Origin of the sequence: Halomonas sp. 141, assembly GCF_002810305.1 — a bacterium.
Lineage (GTDB): Bacteria > Pseudomonadota > Gammaproteobacteria > Pseudomonadales > Halomonadaceae > Vreelandella > Vreelandella stevensii.
In genome coordinates, this window is record NZ_PINZ01000003.1 from 121,103 (window position 1) to 142,743 (window position 21,641).

Annotated in this window: 22 protein-coding genes; 13 read left to right on the forward strand and 9 right to left on the reverse strand. The window is 61.2% G+C overall.

The window, feature by feature from the left end:
* Nucleotides 1-5 precede the first annotated feature (5 nt).
* The 4 genes from CWI66_RS02815 (at nt 6) to CWI66_RS02825 (ending at nt 3,080) form a co-directional block, all read left to right on the forward strand.
* Nucleotides 6-785, forward strand: a complete 780-nt coding sequence (locus tag CWI66_RS02815) for a ThuA domain-containing protein (protein ID WP_100730877.1) — start codon at nt 6-8, stop codon at nt 783-785.
* A complete protein-coding gene (locus CWI66_RS02820; protein WP_016914683.1) occupies nt 782-1,831 on the forward strand; it encodes a Gfo/Idh/MocA family protein in 1,050 nt (349 codons plus the stop codon). The genes CWI66_RS02815 and CWI66_RS02820 overlap by 4 nt, the downstream gene beginning before the upstream one ends.
* Nucleotides 1,828-1,989 (forward strand): hypothetical protein, encoded by a 162-nt coding sequence (locus tag CWI66_RS18160; RefSeq protein WP_176212905.1) that lies wholly within the window; start codon nt 1,828-1,830, stop codon nt 1,987-1,989. The genes CWI66_RS02820 and CWI66_RS18160 overlap by 4 nt, the downstream gene beginning before the upstream one ends.
* A 101-nt stretch (nt 1,990-2,090) precedes the next feature.
* Nucleotides 2,091-3,080 (forward strand): LacI family DNA-binding transcriptional regulator, encoded by a 990-nt coding sequence (locus tag CWI66_RS02825; RefSeq protein ID WP_081195488.1) that lies wholly within the window; start codon nt 2,091-2,093, stop codon nt 3,078-3,080.
* Here the strand turns inward: CWI66_RS02825 and cdd are convergent.
* The 7 genes from cdd to CWI66_RS02860 form a co-directional block, all read right to left on the reverse strand.
* The gene (gene cdd, locus CWI66_RS02830) at nt 3,077-3,484 is read right to left on the reverse strand and encodes a cytidine deaminase (RefSeq protein WP_100730878.1); all 408 of its coding nucleotides are present in this window, start codon (nt 3,482-3,484) and stop codon (nt 3,077-3,079) included. The two genes, CWI66_RS02825 and cdd, sit on opposite strands and share 4 nt — an antisense overlap.
* A gap of 53 nt (nt 3,485-3,537) precedes the next feature.
* On the reverse strand, nt 3,538-4,263 hold the full coding sequence (gene deoD, locus CWI66_RS02835) for a purine-nucleoside phosphorylase (protein WP_100730879.1): 726 nt from the start codon (nt 4,261-4,263) through the stop codon (nt 3,538-3,540).
* Nucleotides 4,264-4,354: 91 nt separating this feature from the next.
* The gene (locus CWI66_RS02840) at nt 4,355-5,599 is read right to left on the reverse strand and encodes a phosphopentomutase (protein ID WP_100730880.1); all 1,245 of its coding nucleotides are present in this window, start codon (nt 5,597-5,599) and stop codon (nt 4,355-4,357) included.
* Entirely contained in the window at nt 5,599-6,951 is a 1,353-nt protein-coding gene (deoA, locus tag CWI66_RS02845) for a thymidine phosphorylase (protein WP_100730881.1), read from the reverse strand. Before deoA ends, CWI66_RS02840 begins: the two co-directional genes overlap by 1 nt.
* Nucleotides 6,952-7,755: a deoxyribose-phosphate aldolase gene (gene deoC, locus CWI66_RS02850; RefSeq protein ID WP_100730882.1), complete on the reverse strand. Its 804-nt coding sequence runs from the start codon at nt 7,753-7,755 to the stop codon at nt 6,952-6,954. It lies immediately after the preceding gene.
* Nucleotides 7,756-7,837: 82 nt separating this feature from the next.
* Complete coding sequence (locus CWI66_RS02855; RefSeq protein ID WP_100730883.1) at nt 7,838-9,121, reverse strand: NupC/NupG family nucleoside CNT transporter; 1,284 nt, start codon at nt 9,119-9,121, stop codon at nt 7,838-7,840.
* A gap of 34 nt (nt 9,122-9,155) precedes the next feature.
* Nucleotides 9,156-10,001: an outer membrane protein OmpK gene (locus CWI66_RS02860; RefSeq protein ID WP_026001801.1), complete on the reverse strand. Its 846-nt coding sequence runs from the start codon at nt 9,999-10,001 to the stop codon at nt 9,156-9,158.
* A 277-nt stretch (nt 10,002-10,278) separates the two neighbouring features.
* Here CWI66_RS02860 and CWI66_RS02865 point away from each other — a divergent pair, with 277 nt between their 5' ends.
* The 4 genes from CWI66_RS02865 to cyoE are packed head-to-tail and all read left to right on the forward strand — an operon-like array spanning nt 10,279 to nt 13,023.
* Nucleotides 10,279-11,046, forward strand: coding sequence for a DeoR/GlpR family DNA-binding transcription regulator (locus CWI66_RS02865; protein ID WP_100730884.1), 768 nt, complete (start codon nt 10,279-10,281; stop codon nt 11,044-11,046).
* Nucleotides 11,047-11,094: 48 nt separating this feature from the next.
* Nucleotides 11,095-11,799 carry a cytochrome o ubiquinol oxidase subunit III gene (gene cyoC, locus CWI66_RS02870; protein WP_232710713.1) on the forward strand — a complete coding sequence of 235 codons (705 nt, stop codon included), beginning with the start codon at nt 11,095-11,097 and terminating at the stop codon, nt 11,797-11,799.
* Between the two features lies 1 nt (nt 11,800).
* On the forward strand, nt 11,801-12,142 hold the full coding sequence (gene cyoD, locus CWI66_RS02875; RefSeq protein WP_026001799.1) for a cytochrome o ubiquinol oxidase subunit IV: 342 nt from the start codon (nt 11,801-11,803) through the stop codon (nt 12,140-12,142).
* The gene (cyoE, locus tag CWI66_RS02880; protein WP_100730885.1) at nt 12,100-13,023 is read left to right on the forward strand and encodes a heme o synthase; all 924 of its coding nucleotides are present in this window, start codon (nt 12,100-12,102) and stop codon (nt 13,021-13,023) included. Before cyoD ends, cyoE begins: the two co-directional genes overlap by 43 nt.
* Nucleotides 13,024-13,138: 115 nt before the next feature.
* Here the strand turns inward: cyoE and pta are convergent, their stop codons facing one another.
* Nucleotides 13,139-15,322 carry a phosphate acetyltransferase gene (pta, locus tag CWI66_RS02885; protein ID WP_100730886.1) on the reverse strand — a complete coding sequence of 728 codons (2,184 nt, stop codon included), beginning with the start codon at nt 15,320-15,322 and terminating at the stop codon, nt 13,139-13,141.
* Entirely contained in the window at nt 15,323-16,504 is a 1,182-nt protein-coding gene (locus CWI66_RS02890; protein WP_100730887.1) for an acetate/propionate family kinase, read from the reverse strand.
* A gap of 153 nt (nt 16,505-16,657) precedes the next feature.
* Between CWI66_RS02890 and CWI66_RS02895 the strand changes: the two genes are divergently transcribed.
* From CWI66_RS02895 to CWI66_RS02915, 5 genes are all read left to right on the forward strand, one after another.
* Complete coding sequence (locus CWI66_RS02895) at nt 16,658-17,578, forward strand: EamA family transporter (protein ID WP_081195508.1); 921 nt, start codon at nt 16,658-16,660, stop codon at nt 17,576-17,578.
* Between the two features lie 128 nt (nt 17,579-17,706).
* The gene (locus CWI66_RS02900; protein ID WP_026001797.1) at nt 17,707-18,216 is read left to right on the forward strand and encodes a porin family protein; all 510 of its coding nucleotides are present in this window, start codon (nt 17,707-17,709) and stop codon (nt 18,214-18,216) included.
* A 271-nt stretch (nt 18,217-18,487) separates the two neighbouring features.
* Nucleotides 18,488-19,540: a TRAP transporter substrate-binding protein DctP gene (gene dctP / locus CWI66_RS02905; protein WP_016914663.1), complete on the forward strand. Its 1,053-nt coding sequence runs from the start codon at nt 18,488-18,490 to the stop codon at nt 19,538-19,540.
* Nucleotides 19,541-19,620: 80 nt separating this feature from the next.
* Nucleotides 19,621-20,139, forward strand: coding sequence for a TRAP transporter small permease subunit (locus tag CWI66_RS02910; RefSeq protein WP_016914662.1), 519 nt, complete (start codon nt 19,621-19,623; stop codon nt 20,137-20,139).
* Entirely contained in the window at nt 20,132-21,460 is a 1,329-nt protein-coding gene (locus tag CWI66_RS02915; protein WP_026001796.1) for a TRAP transporter large permease, read from the forward strand. The genes CWI66_RS02910 and CWI66_RS02915 overlap by 8 nt, the downstream gene beginning before the upstream one ends.
* Nucleotides 21,461-21,641 lie beyond the last annotated feature (181 nt).

Genomic DNA, 21,641 nt, shown 5'->3' on the forward strand with positions numbered 1-21,641 from the left:
ACGACATGACACTCCGAGTCACCGTATGGGGCGAAAACGTCCACGAACAAACCAACGACGTAGTGGCGCGTATTTACCCCACCGGCATGCACCAGTGCATCGCCGATGGGTTGAATGAAGCGGAAGCGCTAACGGCCACGGCGGTCACGCTGCAAGACCCGGCGCAGGGGCTTGACGAAGAGACGCTGGAGAATACCGACGTGCTGCTGTGGTGGGGCCACGCCGCCCACGGCGACGTGCTGGAAGAGACCGTCGACCGCGTGCAAACGCGCGTGCTGCAGGGAATGGGCTTGATCGTGCTGCACTCCGGCCACTACTCGAAAATCTTCAAACGCTTGATGGGCACTACCTGCTCACTGAAATGGCGGGAAGCCGGTGAGCGTGAGCGGCTCTGGGTAGTGAATCCTGGCCACCCCATCGTGCAAGGGCTCGGAGATTACATCGAGCTGCCCCATACCGAAATGTACGGCGAACCCTTTGCGGTGCCCAACCCGGACGAGGTGATTTTCATCAGTGTCTTCGAAGGCGGCGAAGTGTTCCGCTCCGGCCTGACCTACAAGCGCGGTAACGGCAAGATTTTCTACTTCCGTCCCGGCCACGAAACCTACCCGATCTACTACGACGAGCAGGTAAAGCGGGTGCTCAAGAACGCCGTGGTCTGGGCGCAGCCGGAAGGCTCCCGGTGGATCGACAGCTGCCCCAACGTCCCCGCCGACCAGGCGCCCAACCCGGTCGAGATCAAGGGCGAAAGCTTGCACAAACCTGGTGAGGAGGGCTTCAAATGATCCGTATCGCGATGATTGGCGCGGGCAGCATGGCGGGGGAGCACGCCAAGCACTATGGCCGACTCGAAGGTGTCGAAGTGGTTGCCGTATGCGACCGTGATTTCCCCAAGGCGCAGGCCTTCGCCGAGCGCCATGGCATTGCCGATGTTTACCAGTCGCTGGACGACATGCTGGCCCGCGACGATATCCACGCGGTGAGCAATGTCACTCCGGATGGCGTGCATAAGGCCACGTCGCTGGCAGCCATTGCGGCGGGTAAACACATCCTGTGTGAAAAGCCCCTGGCCACCAATGCGGAGGATGCCCACGAGATGGTCGCTGCCGCCCAGGCCGCCAAGGTCATCAACATGGTCAACCTGAGCTACCGTGACGCCCCCGCCATTCAGCATGCCCGAGCGCTGATTACCGGCGGCGCCATCGGCACCGTTCGCCACGTGGATGCCAGCTATCGCCAGAGCTGGCTGGTGAGCAACGCCTGGGGGCGCTGGGATGAGGATAGCCAGTGGCTCTGGCGGCTCTCGGAAGCCCACGGCAGCAAAGGCGTGCTGGGAGATGTGGGCGTGCATATCGTCGATTTTGCCAGCTTCCCGGTGGGCGATATCACTCGCGTCAACTGCGAACTCACCTGCTTCGACAAAGCCCCGGACAACCGCATCGGCGACTACCTGCTGGATGCCAACGACACGGCGCTGATGCGCGTGCGCTTTGCCAACGGCGCCATGGGCACGATTCAGGCAACCCGCTGGGCAACCGGGCACCACAACTCACTGACGCTGAGCGTTCACGGCGACAAGGGTGCGATCCGCGTGGATCTAGACGCCTCCAAGGATGAAGTTCAGGTGTGCCTGAACGATGACGTGCATCCCGCTCGCTGGAGCACCGTCAAGGCGCCACCCACGCCCAGCATCTACCAGCGCTTTATCGAGAGCATTCGCACTGGGGAGAACGACCAGCCCGACTTTGCCCGAGGCGCGGCCATTCAAACCGTGCTGGACGCCTGTTTCGTTTCCAGCCTGGAGGACCGCAGCCTGGCAATTGCCAGTTGATCAGCAGATTTCATCTGACCGCCGAAGCCCAGCAGAAAGCCCACGCCATCGAGTTTGGCCGTAACCCCACGTGCCCGGTACTGTATGAGGATGACGAGGTGCTGGCCGTGCAGCAGCTGGAGGGTGAACTCTCGCGTCTGGGAAGACGCGGCTGGTAACGCAAGGGCTTGGCTGGCACGGGGTTGCTTGCGCTGAGGGCGGCGATTTTCCGCCCCGCTTTTTGTACAATCAAGCCCCCCAACGGCGGCTGAGGCCAGGCATGAAACAGCACACATCGAGCGCACCGGCGGCGACCATCCGCGAAATTGCCCGGCGTGCCGAGGTATCCATCGCGTCGGTCAGCCGAGCCTTGAACGGCAAGCCCGGGCTGAGCGACGCGCTGCGCGAGCGAATTCTGACCATCAGCCGTGAGCTGGCCTATCAACCCAGCGCCGCCGCTCGCCAACTGATCAGCGGTAAGGCGGCGGTGGTGGGGATCTCCCTTGGGCGACAGGATATCGAGCTGCGGCCCTACTACATTCTGCTCTACCAGCACCTGACCGTGGCCCTGCACCAGCAAGGCATGGTACCGGTGTTTTTTCACCACGATCAGACCCATGAGCTGCCCGAGCGGGCAGGAGCCGCGATCTTGCTGGGCGAAACGGCAGAAGATGCCAGGCCAGGCCTTCTGCAGGCAGCGGGCGTTCCCTTCGTACGGATTGGCAACGCAGGAGACGGCTTTTCGGTGGCCCCGGACGATGTCTCGGGCATTTACCAGATGACGCAGCACCTGATCGAACAGGGGCGAACGCGAATCGCGTTTGTGGGGGGAGAGCTGGACGTGCCGCGACCTCTCAGCCGCCTTTCCGGGTATCAGCGTGCCGTCACGGAGGCAGGGCTCAGCGAGCAGTGGATTAGCCTGCCGCATCGGCTGACCTCGGACTCCCTGACCAGCTATCGCCAGCTCAGCCGCTTGCTCAAGGAGCGCCCAGACGCCCCCTTGCCCTTCGATGCGCTGGTCTGTGCCACCGACGAGCTGGCGCTGGGCTGCGTGGCCGCCCTGGAAGACAGCGGTATTCGTGTGCCCTGCGAGGTAGCCGTCACCGGCTTTGACGACCTGCCCACCCTGGCCACGGGGTTGACCACCGTACGCCAGGACATTGCCGCCATTGCGACGATGAGCGTGGAGCTGCTGGGCGATGCGTTGGCAGGAAAAGCGCCCCGGCACGTGTCGCTGCCGGTGGCGCTGGTGCTGCGGGAAACGGCTTAACGCCCCGGCAGCTGCTCCGGCCCAAAAGCGTCGGGCAGCAGGCTGTCCATGGTGTAGGTTTTCAACACCTCGCCCTGTTTGGAGAGCACCATGATTTGCGTGCTGGGGGTGGCGAATTCGCGGATGCGCTGGCGGCAGTCGCCGCAGGGCGTGCAGAGGTGCTCGCCGGGGCCCATCACGTAGACCCTGGCCAGCTCGCGCTGGCCAGCGGTAACCATGGCAGAAATGGCCGAGGCTTCGGCACACAGCCCTTTGTAGTGGGCGACTTCCACGTTGCTACCGGCAAACTGCTGGCCGTCGGGGCACTCCATCACCGCCGCCACGGGGTGGTTGGAGTAGGGCGCGTAGGCGTTGCCCAGGGTGGTCAGCAGCGTGTCGACCAATGCCTGATCCGCGTGGCTCATGGCGCTATTCTCTCTCTGTGTTCAGGATGTCTATGGGCTCAAGACGCCGGGCATTACGCCTTGGCGGCGTCATCGCGCAGAACGGTGTCGAGGGCAATCACCATCATGTCGTTGAAGGTGGTTTGGCGGTCGGCACTGGAGAGCGAGTCACCTTTCAGAATGTGGTCGGAGACGGTGCAGATGGTCAGTGCACGGGCGCCGAATTCGGCGGCCACGCCGTACAGGCCTGCGGCTTCCATCTCGACGCCGACGATGCCGTAGCGCTTCATCAGCTCGGCCATGTCGGTCTGCGGGTTGTAGAACAGGTCCGCCGAGAAGATGTTGCCGACTTTCACGGCGACGTTCTGCGCTTTGGCGGCTGCTACGGCGTGGCTGGCCAGCTCGAAGTCGGCAATGGCGGCCAGGTCATGGTCATTGAAGCGCATGCGGTTCACTTTGGAGTCGGTGCTGGCACCCAGCCCAATCACTACGTCGCGCACGTTGACATCGTCACGTACCGCGCCGCAGGAGCCCACGCGGATGATCGACTTCACGCCGTAATCGGTAATCAGCTCTTTGGCATAGATCGACACGGAGGGGATGCCCATGCCGTGGCCCATGACGGAAATCTCGCGGCCTTTGTAGGTGCCGGTGTAGCCGAACATGCTGCGCACGTCGTTGACCTGGCGCACGTTCTCCAGGTAAGTGTCGGCGATGTACTTGGCGCGCAGCGGGTCGCCAGGCATCAGTACGGTATCAGCGAAATCGCCTTTCTCGGCATTGATATGTGGGGTAGCCATGGAACACTCCTTTCTAAAATGATTGGCCTGAATAACCCAGTCACTGTCATTCAGGCCGTGCACATCAGCGTGCTAATTAGGTTGTTAGCCTTTACGCCGCGTCAGGTAAAAAGCTCTCGCCGTCGGCCATGGCGTCTACGGCGAAGAACGCCGCAAGGGTTTGGCCAATGTCGGCGAAGGTGCCGCGCTCGCCCAGCGGGCCGGGGGCGAAACCTGCGCCGCGTACCATGATCGGCACGTATTCGCGGGTGTGCTCGGTGCCTTCCCAGCTGGGGTCGCAGCCGTGGTCGGCGGTGAGTAGCAGCAGGTCGTCGTCGTTGAGGGCGGCGAGCAGCTCCGGCAGGCGGGCGTCGAAGTGCTCAAGGGCCGCAGCGTAGCCCGGCACATCCCGACGGTGGCCATAGACCGAATCGAAATCCACGAAGTTGGTCATGATCATGGTCGGGCGGTCGCTGGTCTCTTTAGCGGTGCGTGCTACTTCGGCCAGGGTGGCTTCCATTAGCGCGTCGTGGCCGCTGGCTTTGACCTTGTGGGTAATGCCGCAGTGGGCGTAGATGTCGGCGATCTTGCCAATCGACACCACTTCACCACCGGCGTCGGCAAGCTTTTGCAGCACGGTGGGGCTGGGCGGCTCAACGCTGTAGTCGCGGCGATTGCCGGTGCGGGAAAAGCTTTCGCGGTCGTCGCCAATAAACGGGCGGGCGATGACGCGGCCAATGTTGTAGGGCTCCAGCAGTTCACGCACGGTTTCACACAGCGCGTAGAGGCGCTCTAGGCCAAAGTGCTCTTCGTGGGCGGCAATCTGGAACACGGAGTCCGCAGAGGTATACACAATCGGTTTGCCGGTGGCGATATGCTCTTCGCCCAGGCGGGCAATAATCTCGGTGCCTGAGGCGTGGCAGTTACCGATCACGCCGGTCAGCTCGGCTTCCCGAATGATGGCGTCCAGCAGTTCGAGTGGGAAACTGTCGGTTTTATCGAGGAAGTAGCCCCAGTCGAAACGCACCGGCACACCGGCAATTTCCCAGTGGCCGGAAGGGGTGTCCTTGCCGCTGGAGATCTCTTTGGCGTGGGCGTAAGCGCCCGTCAGTTGGTCGGGCAAACTGACGCCTTCCGCCACGCTGCCAGTGGCGTCGCGGTGGGCGTGGAACAGGCCTAGCGCGGCCATGTTGGGCAGCGACAATGGGCCGGAGCGCTCGGCGGTGTCGGCTTCGCCACGGGCACAGGCGGCGGCGATGTGGCCCAGAGTATCTGACCCCTGGTCGCCAAAGGTGGCGGCATCGGGGGCGCTACCGATCCCGAAAGAGTCGAGTACCAGGACGATGGCGCGGCGCATCAGGCTTCTCCTCGGAAGGTCTCTTGCAACAGGGTGTCGGCGGTGGCGTCGGCATCGCCAATGGTGACCGCCGCACGAAGCTGAGCAGCGGCACGGGCCGCGGCGTCTTCCGTGCGGGCGTGGACGATGGCCAGCGGGCGCTGGCTGTCGACACGGTCGCCGATTTCGACGATGTCGCTGAAGCCCGCGCTGTGATCGACGCTGGCGTCGTTACGCAGGCGGCCGCCGCCCAGCTCTACCACGCTCATGCCCACGGCGCGGGTATCGAAACGCTGCACGATACCGCTCTGCTCGGGGTAGACCGCTTGAACCACAGGGGCGGTGGCCAGGTAGCTGTCCGAACGCTCCATAAAGTCGGCGGGGCCGCCCAGTTCGCGCACCATGCGGGCGAAGACTTCCGCCGCCGCGCCGGAGGTGAGCGCTTTGTCCAGCTTGGTAAGGGCTTCTTCGCGGTTAGCCACCAGTTTGCCCGCCATCAGCATCTCGACGGCGAGTTCGCGGGTGACCTGCATCACGCGGCTGTTGGCTCGCTCGCCGCGCAGCAGCGCCAGGGTTTCGACGATCTCCACCGCGTTACCGGCACACGGGGCCAGCGGTTGGCTCATATCGGTGAGCAGCGCGGTGGTGGGTGTGCCTGCCTGGGTGGCCACGTTGGCGATGCTTTTGGCCAGTTCGCGGGACTTTTCCGGGGTGGGCATGAAGGCGCCGCTGCCCACTTTGACGTCCATTACCAGGGCGTCCAGGCCAGAGGCCAGCTTTTTGCCCAGAATCGAGGCCGTGATCAGCGGGATGGATTCCACGGTGGCGGTGACATCACGCACGCCGTAGATGCGCTTGTCGGCCGGGGCGAGGTTGCCGGTTTGACCGATGATCGCCACGCCGGTGGATTTCACCACCTCACTGAAGCGCTCGGGGGCGGGGTAGGGGTCGTAGCCGGGGATGGATTCCAGCTTGTCCAGGGTACCGCCGGTGTGGCCCAGGCCACGGCCGGAAATCATCGGCACGAAGGCGCCGCAGGCCGCGACCCATGGGCCCAGCACCAGCGATACCAGGTCACCCACGCCGCCGGTGGAGTGCTTGTCCACGATGGGGCCGGGCAGGTTGAGCGAATCCCACTGCATCACGTGGCCAGAATCGCGCGTGGCGGTGGTCAGCGCCACGACTTCTTCGCGGCTCATGCCATTCAAAAAGACCGACATGGTGAAAGCGCCGATCTGCGCATCGCTGATGCGGTCGTCGGCGATGCCCTGTACGAAGGCTTTGATCTCTTCAGCGGGCAGCGGCTGGCCGTCGCGCTTCAGGCGAATCAGTTCTTGAGGGAGCAGCGCGTGGTGAGAAGCGTTGGACGACATTTAGTAGCCTCCGTTGGTGGTGGAGAGCAGCGCCGCGTCAGCGCCACCGTCGAGTGTGTTCAACAAATTGCCCAGCAGGCTGGAGGCACCAAACCGGAAGTGTGCCGGGGTGACCCACTGCGGCCCCATGATGTCGGCTGCCAGCGCCAGGTACTCAGCGGCTTCTTCTGCGCTGCGTACGCCGCCGGCGGCTTTGAAGCCAACGTCTTTGCCGCTGGCCTTGATGGCCTTGAGCATGATCTCGGCGGCTTCCAGCGTGGCATTGACCGGCACTTTTCCGGTCGAGGTCTTGATGAAATCCGCGCCGCCTTCGATGGCCAGCTCACTGGCACGTTGGATCAGCGCAGGGTCCTTGAGTTCGCCGGATTCGATGATGACTTTCAGCAATGCCTGGCCACCACAGGCGGCCTTGCACATTTCCACCAGCTCGCGGCCAGTCTCTTCATCGCCTGCCATCAAGGCGCGGTAGGGGAACACCACGTCGACTTCATGGGCACCCGATGCCACGGCTTCGCGGGTTTCACGGGCCGCGCCCATGATGTCATCGCCCCCATGGGGAAAGTTGGTGACCGTGGCGATCTTGACCTGGTCATCCAGCTTGTGGGCGCTCAGCGCACGGGCTGCCGTGACGATGAACGAGGGGTAAACGCACACCGCTGCCGGGTGGCCGTAGGGGGTCTTGACCTGCTGGCACAGCGCTTCGATCACGCTGTCGGTGTCGCTGTCGTTCAGGCTGGTGAGGTCCATTAACGTCAGGGCGTGACGGGCGGCTTGGATAAGCTGGGGGGAAGCGGTGGCAGTCATGAAGTTCTCATCAATCGGTAAAAGACAAAACGGGCACTGCGTACTAAAGCAGCGCCCGTTGCGTTATCGCGTACTCGCTGCGTCAGGCGGTGAGGCTGCTCAACGCCAGGAAGAAACCGGCAATCGAGGCAGACATCAGGTTGGAGAGCGTGCCTGCCAGCACGGCTTTCACACCAAACCGGGCAATCTCCTTGCGGCGGGTCGGGGCAATGCTGCCCAGGCCACCGAGCAGAATGGCAATCGACGACAGGTTGGCAAAACCACACAAGGCAAATGACAGGATGGCCATGGTGTGGGGCGTCATCAATTGACCCGTGGCAGCCACCACCTGTTCCCCTTCAATGTAGGGAGCCAAGTTGATAAAGGCCACGAACTCGTTGACCACCAGCTTCTGGCCGATGAACGAGCCCGCCAGGGTGGCTTCTTCCCAGGGCACGCCCAGCAGGAAGGCCAGCGGAGCGAACAGCCAACCCAGAATCAGCTCCAGGCTCAATGCCTCGAAACCGAACCAGCCGCCCACGCCGCCCAGAATACCGTTGACCAGCGCAATCAGGGCGATGAAGGCCAGCAGCATCGCACCCACGTTGGCCGCCAGCTTCATGCCCGACGTAGCACCGGCGGCGGCGGCATCCAGCACGTTAGCGGGCTTGTCGTCCTGCTCTTTCAGCTCTTCATCGACCCTGGAAACGCTGTCGCTATCTTCCACGTTCTGGGTTTCCGGCATGATCAGCTTGGCGAACAGCAGGCCGCCAGGCGCCGCCATGAACGAGGCCGCCACCAGATACTCCATGGGAATGCCCAGCGCGGCATAGCCCGCCAGCACCGAACCCGCCACGGAAGCCAGGCCACCACACATCACCGCAAACAGCTGCGAAGGGGTCATGCGGGCAATGAACGGGCGCACCACCAGCGGTGCCTCGGTCTGGCCCACGAAGATGTTGGCCGTGGCCGAAAGCGACTCGGTGCGCGAGGTGCCCAGTGCCTTCTGCAACGCGCCACCCAGAATCCGGATGACCCACTGCATGATGCCGACATAATAGAGCACGGCAATCAGCGAGGAGAAAAAGATGATGACCGGCAGGACTTTGATGGCGAAGACGAAACCGACGTTGTCCACGTCAGCCAGCCCGCCAAACAAAAAGCCGATGCCGTCGTTGGCGTAGACCAGCACCTGGCTGACGCCTGCCGAAATGGCCTGCAGAACGGCCTGGCCAAACGGTACGTAGAGCACGAACGCACCGATACCCGCCTGGATCGCGAAGGCACCCAGCACGGTACGCAGGCGAATCGCCTTGCGGTCATAGGAGAAAACAAGCGCAATGGCCACCAGAGTGACCATGCCAACCAGGCTCATGATGAGGGTCATGGGAGTACCTTCGGAGCGTGAGAAGTGGGAGCGATTACAGCAAGTTTAGCTTGACTGAGTAAATCATCGCGTTCTGATAGGCGTCGGGTGTACCCAGCTTGTTCTCTGAGTAGCGATACTGCACGCCGGTGGTGATCAAGTCAGACGGGTGCCACCAAAGGCTCAATGCACCGTTGGTCCCCACGCTCCCTGCGGTACCGTTGACGAAGTTCTGGGAAAGGTAGTCGCTGTCGCGACCGAAGGTCTGCTCGTGCCAGTTGGTCACGCTGAAATTCTGGTCCAGCGCGGTGAAGTCGTAGCCCGCGACCCAGCCTGCCATGTAGCCATTCATGCCCGTGTAACCATCACTTTGCACCCTGGCAGCACCGATGAAGGGCTTGAACCATAGGCCGTTGGCGAACGTCGTGCGGTAGCCCAGGCCGAGAATCTGATCCTGCTCGCGGGCATTGAAACCGTAGTCGCGGAAGTCATAAACGTGGGCGTAAAGCGACAGCGGGCTGTCGCCCAGGTAAATGTGCGAGGTCACTTTGCCTGCGGTGCGGAAGTTGTCCTTACCGCCACTGGCTTCGTCGAACTGGTCGTTGGTCGGGTTCTCGAAATCGAAGAAGCCGTAGAACTCGCCCCAGCTAAAGCCGACGCCGCCTTCGATTTCAACGAACGTGAAGTCGCTCTTGGCGGCATTGCTCGCCGTGCGCGCTTCGGTACCGTTGGACCAGTCCAGGTAGTTCAGGGAAACATTGGCAAATGACCAGTGCGGGGTCATTGGGCCACTTGCTGCATCATTGGCAACGGCCGGAGCAGCGGCCAGCGCACCAGCCATGAAAACGCCAGCGCCAAGCGTGACGAGCGAAGAAACGTAAGAGGGGGATAAAGCGGTCATGAAAGCCTCAACAAGGGTTATTACGGTGCCACGAGAGGTGGCATACCGACGTTGTGGGTCGTGCGGGCTGGCGTTGATGTTAAAATTATAACATCGAGTGTTATTTTTTTAACGTTGATTTGCAAGTATTGTCACATCAACGCTACCCGAGTGTTCCATGCGCCTCATGGCGGTAAACAGAGTGGTAGGGGAGTGGAAATTCGCGGGGCGCTGGCTCAGCATAAGCGTTACCTGAGCGCTGAAACCCGATAACAAGATGAATCACAAGGAGATGCCTGTGAATGACCGGAGTGCCCAGCGCCTGGCCATGTTGCAAGAAGCCCTGGCAAGCGGGGGAACCTTGCACCTGCGCGATGCTGCCGAGCTGTGCGGAGTGTCGGAGATGACCATTCGCCGAGACCTCGCCACGCAGCCATCTCCCTTGAGCCTGCTGGGGGGGCGGCTGGTGATGACCAGCTACCCCGGCGTGACGCCGGTCTACGACCTTACCGAGCAGCAGGCCAGCCACTATCATGTCAAACATCGCCTGTGCCAGCGTGCCGCCAGTTTCATCGATGAAGGCGACACGCTGTTTATCGACTGTGGCTCTACGCTGATTCCCTTGCTGGGCCAACTGAGCCACTTCCGCGAGCTGACCGTGGTGACCTACGCGCTGAACGTGGCCAACACGGTTGCCGCGCTGCCCAACGTGCGGCTGGTGCTGCTGGGGGGGCTGTTTCACGCCTCGTCGCAGTCTTTCGGCAGCGATGGCATGCGGGGTGCCATCGAACGGCTGGGCATCAACAAGGCGCTGATTTCAGCGGCAGGAGTAGACTGGGAGCGCGGAGTGAGCTGTTTTCACTTCCACGAAGTGGCTCCCAAACAAGCGGCGATTGCTACCGCCATGCAGCGGTTGCTAGTGGTCGATGCCAGCAAGTTCGGCATCGTACGGCCCGCCTATTTTGCCTCGCTGGCCGATTTCGACGTGGTGATCACCGACGACGAGCGCGCCCCTGGTCGGCTGGAAAACCATCCCGCCAGCTCCCTCAGTATCAGCGTTGCCTAACACATTTGGCCGCCCCTGGGGTTGGGGGTCGATTACTGGATATGGGCCTTGCAGATATCCGGGATAGGCACGACGCTCACCGGCATCAACTTCTTCGTCACGATCCTGAAAATGCGCACCAAAGGCATGACGCTGTTCCGCATGCCGATCTTCACCTGGACATCGCTGTGCGCCAATATCCTGATCATTGCCTCGTTTCCCATTCTGACCGCGACCATTGCCCTGCTGACGCTGGATCGCGACTTCGGCATGCACTTCTTCACCAATGATTTTGGCGGCAACATGATGATGAAGGGCACGGCGGCGGGGCCTACGGCTGCCGATATTTTTGAGCTGCCGTTCGTGCTGGTCGAAACCTTTCTGCTGCTGTTCAGCAGTTTCACCTTTGGCATGGGCGTGCTGGCCATGAATGCCGAGCGGGTGGGCCAGGTCAAGGCGTGGCTGGCGGTCACCTTTGCTCTGGGGGCTGCCTTCGTCGGCATGGAAGTGTATGAGTTTCATCACCTGATTCATCAAGGGTATGGGCCAGACCAGAGCGCGTTTCTGTCGTCGTTCTTTACCCTGGTGGGCACCCACGGCCTGCACGTCACTGTGGGGCTGGTATGGATTCTGGTGATGCTGGTGCAGCTTTCCACCAAGGGCCTGACGCCCATGACGCGCCCGCGTATCCTGTGCCTCAGCCTGTTCTGGCACTTCCTGGATATCGTGTGGATCTGTGTGTTCTCGTTCGTCTACCTGATGGGGGTGCTTTGACATGAGTCAATCGTCATCACATTCAGCAGCGCATTCAACGACTTCCCATGGAAGCGTTAAGTCGTATGTTGTCGGGCTTCTGCTATCTTTAGTGCTAACCGTGATTCCGTTTGCGGTTGTCATGAGCGGTGCGCTAAGCACCGCCGCGACGGTGGTGGTCATCGCTGTAACAGCCGTGCTGCAGATTCTGGTCCAGCTGGTCATGTTCATGCATATGAATACCAAAGCCGACGAGGGGTGGAATCTGATGTCCTTCGTTTTCACACTGACGATACTCGTCCTGGTGGTAGGGGGCTCTTTATGGATCATGCAGCATCTACATCTCAACATGATGATCGGCTGAACGTGGCACCGAGCCGCTGGCGAGACCTGCTGGCGCTCACCAAGCCGGGCATCATTGGCGGTAACTTGATCGCCACGCTGGGGGGCTATTTTCTGGCCGCCCACGGCACCTTCGATATCGTCACGTTTGCCTCGGTGATGCTGGGCATTGCGCTGGTGATTGCCTCGGGCTGTGCCTGCAACAACGTCATCGACCGGGATATCGATGCACTGATGGCGCGTACGCGCCATCGCCCGCTGGCCAAGGGGCGTATCTCGATTACTCAGGCACTGGGTATTTCGGCGCTGCTGGGCGTGGCGGGGGTCGTGTGCCTGGCATTGGGCACCAATGGCTTGACGGTGGCGCTGGCGGTGATTGGCTGGGGCGTGTATGTCGGGGTCTACAGCCTCTACATGAAGCGCCACTCCGAGTACGGCACGCTGGTGGGCAGCCTTTCCGGGGCCATGCCCCCGGTGGTGGGCTACTGTGCCGTCACGGGGCAGTTCGATAGCGGTGCGCTGATGCTACTGGTGATTTTCTGCCTGTGGCAGATGCCGCACTCCTATGCCATTGCGATTTTCCGCTATGCGGATTATCAGCGGGCATCAATCCCGGTACTGCCGGTGGTACACGGGATCAAAATGGCCAAGCATCACATCCTGGGCTATATCGTGGCGTTTATTCCCGCCTCGCTGGCGCTGGTCCTGGCCAGCCAGGCGGGGATGGGGTATCTGTGTGTGGCGCTGGTCATGGGCGGCTACTGGCTCTACCTGGCACTGCGCGGCTATCGGTTAGATGACGATGTTCGCTGGGCCAAGAAAGTGTTTGGGGTCTCCATTCTGACGATCACCGCGATGAGTTTGGTGATGGTGCTGGAAGCCATGGTGCCCATGTGGGTGTAATGCCTAACAACGATTAAACCTGACGCAAAACCTGAAACGCCCCGAACAGTGAACTGTTCGGGGCGTTTTTTTAGCGTGGCTTTCAGCGGATACGTATACAGGGCTCGGCGAGTGCCTAGCTTTCCCGCTGGCTGGCCTGGATTGCGGTGAGGGCGATGGTGTAGACGATGTCATCCACCAGTGCCCCGCGGGACAGGTCGTTCACCGGCTTGTTCAAACCTTGCAGCATGGGGCCCACGCTGACCACTCGGGCGCTACGCTGAACGGCCTTGTAGGTCGTGTTGCCGGTATTGAGGTCGGGGAACACGAACACGGTGGCCTTGCCCGCCACGGGGGAGTCGGGGGCTTTCTGCTTGCCCACGCTTTCGATGGCGGCGGCGTCGTACTGCAGCGGGCCGTCGATGGCCAGGTGCGGTGCGCGCTCCTTGGCGATGCGGGTCGCTTCGCGGACTTTATCCACGTCGGCGCCGGTGCCGGAGTCGCCGGTGGAGTAGCTGATCATCGCCACCCGGGGCTCGATACCAAAGGCCTCGGCAGAGCGCGCACTTTGCAGGGCGATTTCCGCCAGGGTTTCGGCGTCCGGGTCCGGGTTCACCGCGCAGTCGCCGTATACCACCACTTGCTCGGGCAGCAGCATGAAGAAGATCGACGAGACCTGGTTGTACTCCGGGGCCGTCTTGATCAGCTGAAACGCCGGGCGAACGGTGTTGGCGGTGGTGTGTACCGCGCCCGACACCAGGCCATCCACTTCGTCCAGCTGCAGCATCATGGTGCCCAGCACCACGGTGTCCTGAAGCTGTGCTTCGGCGGTCAGCTCGTTGAGTTTGCCACGGCGGCGCTCGACCATGGGGCCGATATAGTTGGCGCGGGTGCTTTCCGGGTCGATGATGGTCAGCGTGTCGGGCAGCGTCAGGCCACGGTGGTGGGCCACGCTTTCGATGTCTTCCCGCTTGCCCAGCAGAACGCAGTCGGCAATACCACGGCGCTGGCAGATGATGGCGGCTTCGATGGTGCGCGGCTCGTCGCCTTCCGGCAGCACGATGCGCTTTTTGGCCTGTTGGGCCAGCTTCACCAACTGATGACGGAACGCCGACGGCGACAGGCGGCGGGGGTAGCCACGGCTCAGCTTGGCTTTCAGCCACTCCAGGTCCATGTGTGCCGCCACGAAGCGGGCCACCTGCTCGGCGCGCTCGAAGTCATCCATGGGGATTTCAGTGCTGAGCTGGCTCAGGTTTTGCGCCGTGGTCAGGCTGTCGGTTTCTACCGCCAGCACCGGCAAGCCGGTTTTCAGCGCCGGGCGGCACATCTCAATCATGCCCTCGTTGGGCAAGAAACCGTTGGTGAGTAAAACGCCCGCCAGCTGGGTGCCGTTCATGGTGGCCAGCGCCGAGGCCAGCACCACGTCATCACGGTCCCCGGAGGCGACCACCAGACTACCCGGCGTGAAGATATGCAGCGCATTGGCCGCACTTCTGGCACACAGGCTGGTAGAGAGGACGCGGCGGCTGGCGGCTTCACCTTCGTTGAGCATCTTGGCATTCAGCGCCCGGGCTACGTCTAGCGTGCGCGGAGCGCTCAGGGTCTTGCTGTAGGGCACCACGCCAATCAGGTGGAAGCGGTCGGTGGCCAGCGCCGGGGAGTAGCGGCGCAGCTCGTTGAGTACCGGCTCTTCCAGCTGCGGCTTGATGGTGCCGGGAGCGGCGGAAAGGTCGTCTTCTTGCCCATAGGGCAGGTTTTTCATGCGCATCAGAATGCCGCCCAGGGTGCGGCTGGAGCTGACGCCGCCAAAGCTGCGGGCGTGCATGTCCAGCTCTTCCGCCAGGTGCTGGGGCTCGTTCAAGTCGCCGGTGCCCACCAGGATGATGCGGGCGTTCAGGGCATGCGCCAACTGCGCGTTGGTCTGGGTCGCGTAGGTAGTGTGCTGGGTCGGCACGACGCCTTCCACCACCACCAGGTCCAGAGCGCTGCCGTCGCGGTACGCCTGCTGGGTGACCTGCTCGTAAAGCTCGACGACGTTTTCCATCAGCTCGTCGGTCTGGTCGTCGCGCAGCAGCCGTTCCAGGCGTGCCTGGGAAATAGGCGAGGGCGGGCGCTGGTTCAGCGTCCGCGAGACCAGCGCCGTCGAGCGGTCAAGGCCCGGGCCGTTCAGCTCGTTCTGCATGAACGGCTTCAGAAAGCCGGCTTTCAGGCCAATGGTATCCAGCGCTTGAATCAGGCCCAGACAGGCCGAGGTCAAGCCTGCCCCCATGCTGGTGGGGACAAGCAGAATGGCTTGGGGTTGCTCGGAAGAGCTGTTCATTCAAGGGGTCTCCACGCAGTAGCGGGTTTCCATGGCAATGCGGCCCTCTTCATCGGTGGGGATCACCCACACTTCAGGGCCGTTATGGCTCGCGGTGTCCAATTTGCCTTCCTTGCCGCGAATGGTCGCTTCGTTGGCGGCTTCGTCCATGCTGAAACCGAAGTGGGGCAGCAGCGCCAGCACTTCACGACGTACGATAGGCGAGTTTTCGCCAATACCGCCAGTGAAGATCACGCCGTCTAACCTGGGTAATGCACAGGACAGCGCCGCCAGCGACTTGGCGATGCGGTAGCAGAACACGTCCAGCGCCAGCTTGGCACCGGGGTGGCCAGCCACGGCCTGGTCTTCCACTTCACGCATGTCGTTGGTCAGGCCGGAAAGGCCCAGCAGGCCGCTTTGCTTGTTCAGGACGTTATCGATCTCTTCCACCGACCAGCCCAGTTGGCGATGCAGGTGGGCATGCAGGCCGGGGTCGACGTCACCGCTGCGGGTGCCCATTACCAGGCCTTCCAGCGGGGTAAGGCCCATGCTGGTATCCAGGCTCTGGTTGTTCCACACGGCGCTGGTGGAGCAGCCGTTGCCCAAGTGGGTGGTCAGCCAGCCGCCTGCGCCACGGCTGCTCAGTTCCCCGGCGCGCTGGCTGACGAACGCATGGCTGGTGCCGTGAAAGCCGTAGCGGCGAATGCCATGTTCGGTGTACAGCGCTTCCGGCAGCGCGTAGCGGTAAGCGCGGGGCGGCAGTGTCTGATGGAAGGCAGTGTCGAAGACGGCCACCTGGGGCAGCTCGGGAAACACCTTGCGCGTGGCGGTAATACCCGCCAGATTGGCAGGGTTGTGCAACGGGGCCAGGGCTGCGGTGGTTTCGATGGCGGCAATCACGCTGTCGTCGATCAGCGCCGCTTGGGTGAAGTGCTCTCCTCCATGCACGATACGGTGGCCCACGGCACCGGGAACGCGGCCTTCCAGGCGCTCCAGAATGGCGCTTAGCGCTTCGCCGTGGTCGGCGCCGGGCAGCGGCTGGGTGAAGCTCTCACCGGCGCTGTTCTTGCCTTTCAGGCGAGCGTCGCTGCTGCCCAGGCGTTCTGCCAAACCGGCTAGACGCGGTGCCTGAGGGTCTGAATCAATCAAAGCGTATTTAATGGAAGAAGAGCCACAGTTGATAACCAGCACCGGTGCGTTCATAACAACCTTTGTAAAGTAGTCAGGAGGAAAGGGGGATAGACTTTAGTTTAACATGCAGAGACTGAGAAAATCAGCGAAGAATTTAGTTAGCCTTCTATGTAAAATGTCGTCATCCTGTACCTTATATAACCTAACGTGAGCCGTTTTGTTCCTATGTCGTCGATTTCCAGCCCAGCGCTTTTGCCCCGTCATCTCGCCATTCTGCTGATGATGTGTGTGGCCACCATGTTCGCCGCCAACCACGTGTCGGCGCGGCTGGCCTTCGATAACGGTACGGGGCTGCTGCTGGCGGTATTGATGCGTTCCGGGGTGGCCTGCGTCATCCTGCTGAGCCTGTTCGTGCTGCAGAAAAAGCGCTTCTGGCTGCCGCCCGGTGCCTGGCGCTGGCAGCTGGTGGTGGGGCTGTTGATCACCCTGCAAAGCGTCAGCCTGTATTCTGCCGTGGCTCGCCTGCCGGTGGTCATTGCCCTGCTGCTGGTCAATACCTTTCCCATTCAACTGGCGCTGCTTAGCTGGGCGCTGGGTGGCCCCAGGCCTTCGCTGCGCAGCTGCCTGATCATGGGCACCATACTGATTGGCCTGCTGGTGGTGCTGGATATTCCCAGCTGGTTGGCCAACGCCGATGCCATGGGCCCCGAGTGGTTGGCAGGCATTGGCTTTGGGCTGCTGGCCGCCTTTGCGTTTGCCTGTGCGCTATGGATCACTGAGCACCGCCTGGCAGGCGTAGGCAGTACCCTGCGTAGCCTGCTCACCATGCAGACCGTATTCGTGGCCATGATTCTTGGCGGGCTACTGGGGGCAGTGCCTGGCGGCATGAGCCTGCCCGACAACAGTAGCGGCTGGGCAGGGCTCATCATGCTGGCACTGCTTTACGGCAGCGCGTTTTCGGTGCTGTTCATCTTCGTGCCCCGCCTGGACATGGCGCGCAACGCCCCCGTGATGAACTTCGAGCCGGTGGCTTCGCTGCTGATCGGCTACCTGGTGCTGGGACAAATGCTCAGCCCCAGCCAGCTGCTGGGCGGCGCGGTGGTGGTGGGGGGCATCGTGGTGCTCAGCCTGTCGAGAGGCCGCTAGCCCACGCCACCGAGTGCCGAAAAAAGGAAATTATATGCAAAGCGTGGGGCAGCATTTGCGTTATCTCGGGGGTTGAGCCACACTTGCTCAGCGTAAGGAAACGCTGTTTTTTAACTGAGGTGAACCCCATGAAAACGTCCGTTCTTTCCCTTGCCTCTGCGGCACTGCTGGTAGGCGCCGGTACTTTTGCGGCATCAGCTCAGGCCCAACAATCTTTCCAATACCCACAAGGATACGTGGGTGGCGATGCCATGTTCTGGAGCCTGGACCCCGACCGCGGCTCATCCCGCGACGATGTCGGCCTTCGCCTGCGTGGTGGTGCTCAGTTCAACGAGTTTTTCGCCCTGGAAGGCCACTTGGGCACAGGCGGCTCTGATGGCAACGTAGAGCTCGATTACCTGGTGGGCGCTTATGCCAAAGGTATCCTGCCCGTCTCGCCGGATGTCCGCCTCTACGGCTTGGCCGGTGTCACTGAGGTCGATTTCGACCGTGACCGTGAAAGCGGCTTCTCCTATGGCGCTGGCGCGGAAGTAGATATTGCCCATAACTTGTCACTGGGCGCCGACTACATGCGCTACCTGGACAAATCTGCCTATAACTTCGATGCCGCCAGCGTTGGCCTACGCTACCGTTTCTAAGGTCATCGTTTCTAAGGTCATCGTTTCTAAGGTCATCGCTTTCAGGTAACGACCTGACAAGATCGTTTCAAGGGAATACCGCCCCGCTGATCTGCCGATACAGGCAGACAGCGGGGCTTTTTGTTGGTGGATAGCCACTTTGCTGAGTATGGGCACAGTTTTTCAGAGTTTCGGCCAAATGCTGCACCTGCGTAGATGGTAAGGTCAAAAAAAGACAACAACGAAAATGGCCAGCGAACAACCTATAACGCTCCATTGCAGAGGAAACATCATGAATAAAATCAGTAAATTGGCTTTGGTCGTAGGCCTTAACGCAGGGTTGGTGATGACGGCCGGAGCGGCCGAGATGAACTGGCGCATGGCGACCCCATGGAGTGGTGGCCCTTGGCTCGAACGCGACGCCCAGATGTTTGCAGATCGCGTCAGTGAGCTTTCCAACGGCGAGATCGCCATCGAAGTGTATCCTGGCGGTACTCTGGGAAGCGCCTTGCGCGTCACCAATACGGTCAAGTCCGGCGTGGCTCAAATTAGCCATAACTACATCAACTATGACTACGGCACTGACCCCACGACGGCGCTGTTGGCCGGACACTCCAGTGGCCTGACGCCGGAAGAGTTCATGCTGTGGATGTATGAAGGGGGCGGGGTAGAGCTTTACGAAGAGTACCGCAGAGACGTCTTCGATGTCGTGGCCTTCCCCTGCGCCATCCTGGGAACCGAAATTTTCCTTCACTCGAACAAGCCTGTGCGTACCCTTGAGGATTTCCAGGGCCTACGCCTGAGAACCTCTGGCGCCTGGGCCGAGATCGCCTCCAGGCTGGGTGCTTCCACGGTGGTCATGGCCGGTAGCGATATCTACAGCTCCCTGGAGCGTGGCGTGATCGATGCTGCCGAGTGGGGTAGCCCGGAGATGAACCGGCCGACGGGTTTCCAGGAAGTTGCCCAGTACGTGGTCATTCCTGGCGTTCATCAGTCGGGAGGTTTCCTGGAGTGCCAGGTAAACAGCAATACCTGGGAAAGCTTGAGCGAGCAGCAGCAACAGATGCTGCGGCTGGCGGGCAAGATGTCCGTGTTCGAAACATGGTTGGCCAGCTCTTTTGCTGACCTGGATGCCTACCAGGAACTGGTCGATGGGCCGAATGAAATCATCGAGCTGGATCAATCGTTCATCGATGCCATCTATGCCGAAACAGAGCTTTGGGAAGATGAATACGCCGCCGAAAACGAATGGTTTGCCCGCGTTCTCGAATCCCAGCGCGACTTCAAGAATGACATGAACAACTGGTCCCAGTATCGCCTGCCAATTGGTGTGATGGGCCGCTGATCCCTTGGCACATGCATGAAACAAGGAGGCCTGACCAGGCCTCCCTTTTCGTTTGGCTGCCTATACGCTGAGAGTTGGTCATGAAACTGATTAAAGCAATCGAAGCGCTGACCCGCCTGTCGGGATGGTTGGGCGCATTACTGGTGTTTCCTCTTATCGGTGCCCTGATCGTGGAAGTGTTCAGCCGATATGTGGCGGGCAGGCCCACGCTCTGGGCATTCGAGGTTAGTTACATGGTCATGGGGGCCATGTTCATGCTGGGCATGGCCAATGCCCTGAGAATTGGCCAACACGTCAGTGTCGATATCATGGCGCTGAAGCTGAGCGCCAGGGCCAATGCGGCAATACGTGCGGTTGGCTACGTCATGTTTTTGCCCGTGCTGGTGTGGCTGGTGTGGGAGCTATCGAAATACGCGCTGGGTGCGTTTGAAAGCAACGAGCGCTCAGGCCGTTCGGCCTGGAACCCGGTGGTATGGCCAATCTTCACCGTCTGGTTCATTGGCTTTGCCATTCTCTCCCTGCAAGTGGTTGCCGAGTTTCTGAAATCCGTCTGCTTGATCCGTGGCAAGGCATCCGTGGAGGGCGGCAACCATGAGTAGTTATCTCGCGCTGCTAATGTTTCCGGCGCTGATGGCGCTGATTATCTCGGGCTTTCCCATCGCCTTTTCCATGATCCTGGTCGCCACCGGGTTCGGGATCATTCAGTTTGGTGATGTGGCGGCCTACCAGCTGTTGACCAAAATCGAAGATACCGCTTCGAACTCCATTCTGGCGGCGGTGCCTCTGTTCATCTTCATGGGCGCCATGTTGGAAAGGTCGGGAATCGCCGAGCGGCTGTTTGAAGCCATTCACATGTGGACCCGGCGGCTGCCCGGCGGGCTGGGCGTCGGTGCCATCATCATGGGCACCCTGTTTGCCGCATCGAGCGGTGTGGTTGGCGCCACGGAAGCCGTCATCGGCATGCTGGCCATTCCCGTCATGCTCAAGCATCACTACAGTAAAAGCCTCATATCGGGCACCATTTGTGCCAGTGGCTCTTTGGGAACGGCGATTCCGCCATCCATCACCGTAGTCGTGCTGGGCCCCGTGGCAGGCGTATCGGTGGGGTCGCTGTTCAGTGGCCTGTTGATTCCCGGCTTTTTGATGGCGGTGATGTTCCTGGTGTACATCGTCGGGGTGGCTTATCTGAAGCCTGACATGGCCCCCAGGGTGCAAGAGCAGGAGCCTGACGTGGCTTGGGGTGAAAAGATCAAGGTCACCCTGGTGGCGTTGGTGCCGACCATGCTGCTGATCTTCATCGTGCTGGGCACCATCCTGATGGGGCTGGCAACGCCCACGGAAGCCGCTGCGTGCGGGGCGCTGGGGTCCATCGTGCTGGCGGCGGCGTATCGCAACCTGACGCTGGAAGTGCTGTGGAACTCCGCGATCAAGACGGTCAATATCTCGGCCATGATTCTCCTGATCGTTCTGGGGGGAAGCATGTTCGCAGGCGTGTTCTTCGCTTCTGGGGGGATGGCGACCGTACAAGCCTTGCTGATGGACACGGGACTCAGCCCATGGATGATTTTGGGGCTGATTCTGCTCATCGCGTTCATCGCCGGTTTCGTTCTCGACCTGATTTCCGTGGTGCTCATCATCATTCCCGTGGCCATGCCGATCGTGCGGATGCTTGGGTTCGATGAAATATGGTTCTGCGTTGCGTTCCTGGTCGTGTTGCAGACCAGCTACCTTACGCCACCGCTGGCGCCTGCCATCTTTTACTTGAGAGCCATTACGCCGCCGGAGGTCACCCTCAGGCACATGTACATGGGGGTCGTTCCATTCATTCTGGCGCAACTGGTCGTGCTGGCGCTGGTGCTGAGCTTTCCGCAGCTGGCGCTATGGCTGCCGGATGTCATGGGTGGACCCTCCTGGCGTTGAGCACCTGCCGCTAACCAATCCACCTGCCATTGACTGCCGCCGCAAGGCGGCAGTGTCGTTATGGGCCATTAGTATCTTGCCTTAATACTCTTATTGTTAGCCTGCTAATTATTTTGTTAGACTAAAGTATTCCTTCTGATGCTATCCCCGGGGCTACCCGAGGGCAGTGAGTGAGTACGCC

What these genes read in the sequence shown, in the direction of transcription:
- CWI66_RS02855 (WP_100730883.1), bottom strand. Translation starts at nt 9,121, where the DNA reads ATGACCCTCATCATGAGCCTGGTTGGCATGGTCACTCTGGTGGCCATT.
- CWI66_RS02900 (WP_026001797.1), top strand. Translation starts at nt 17,707, where the DNA reads ATGAAAACGTCCGTTCTTTCCCTTGCCTCTGCGGCACTGCTGGTAGGC.
- CWI66_RS02825 (WP_081195488.1), top strand. Translation starts at nt 2,091, where the DNA reads ATGAAACAGCACACATCGAGCGCACCGGCGGCGACCATCCGCGAAATT.
- CWI66_RS02890 (WP_100730887.1), bottom strand. Translation starts at nt 16,504, where the DNA reads ATGAACGCACCGGTGCTGGTTATCAACTGTGGCTCTTCTTCCATTAAA.
- cyoE (WP_100730885.1), top strand. Translation starts at nt 12,100, where the DNA reads ATGGATCATGCAGCATCTACATCTCAACATGATGATCGGCTGAACGTG.
- CWI66_RS02840 (WP_100730880.1), bottom strand. Translation starts at nt 5,599, where the DNA reads ATGCGCCGCGCCATCGTCCTGGTACTCGACTCTTTCGGGATCGGTAGC.
- CWI66_RS02860 (WP_026001801.1), bottom strand. Translation starts at nt 10,001, where the DNA reads ATGACCGCTTTATCCCCCTCTTACGTTTCTTCGCTCGTCACGCTTGGC.
- dctP (WP_016914663.1), top strand. Translation starts at nt 18,488, where the DNA reads ATGAATAAAATCAGTAAATTGGCTTTGGTCGTAGGCCTTAACGCAGGG.
- deoD (WP_100730879.1), bottom strand. Translation starts at nt 4,263, where the DNA reads ATGGCTACCCCACATATCAATGCCGAGAAAGGCGATTTCGCTGATACC.
- cyoD (WP_026001799.1), top strand. Translation starts at nt 11,801, where the DNA reads ATGAGTCAATCGTCATCACATTCAGCAGCGCATTCAACGACTTCCCAT.
- deoC (WP_100730882.1), bottom strand. Translation starts at nt 7,755, where the DNA reads ATGACTGCCACCGCTTCCCCCCAGCTTATCCAAGCCGCCCGTCACGCC.
- CWI66_RS02820 (WP_016914683.1), top strand. Translation starts at nt 782, where the DNA reads ATGATCCGTATCGCGATGATTGGCGCGGGCAGCATGGCGGGGGAGCAC.
- CWI66_RS02895 (WP_081195508.1), top strand. Translation starts at nt 16,658, where the DNA reads ATGTCGTCGATTTCCAGCCCAGCGCTTTTGCCCCGTCATCTCGCCATT.
- cdd (WP_100730878.1), bottom strand. Translation starts at nt 3,484, where the DNA reads ATGAGCCACGCGGATCAGGCATTGGTCGACACGCTGCTGACCACCCTG.
- CWI66_RS02815 (WP_100730877.1), top strand. Translation starts at nt 6, where the DNA reads ATGACACTCCGAGTCACCGTATGGGGCGAAAACGTCCACGAACAAACC.
- CWI66_RS02915 (WP_026001796.1), top strand. Translation starts at nt 20,132, where the DNA reads ATGAGTAGTTATCTCGCGCTGCTAATGTTTCCGGCGCTGATGGCGCTG.
- deoA (WP_100730881.1), bottom strand. Translation starts at nt 6,951, where the DNA reads ATGTCGTCCAACGCTTCTCACCACGCGCTGCTCCCTCAAGAACTGATT.
- pta (WP_100730886.1), bottom strand. Translation starts at nt 15,322, where the DNA reads ATGAACAGCTCTTCCGAGCAACCCCAAGCCATTCTGCTTGTCCCCACC.
- CWI66_RS02910 (WP_016914662.1), top strand. Translation starts at nt 19,621, where the DNA reads ATGAAACTGATTAAAGCAATCGAAGCGCTGACCCGCCTGTCGGGATGG.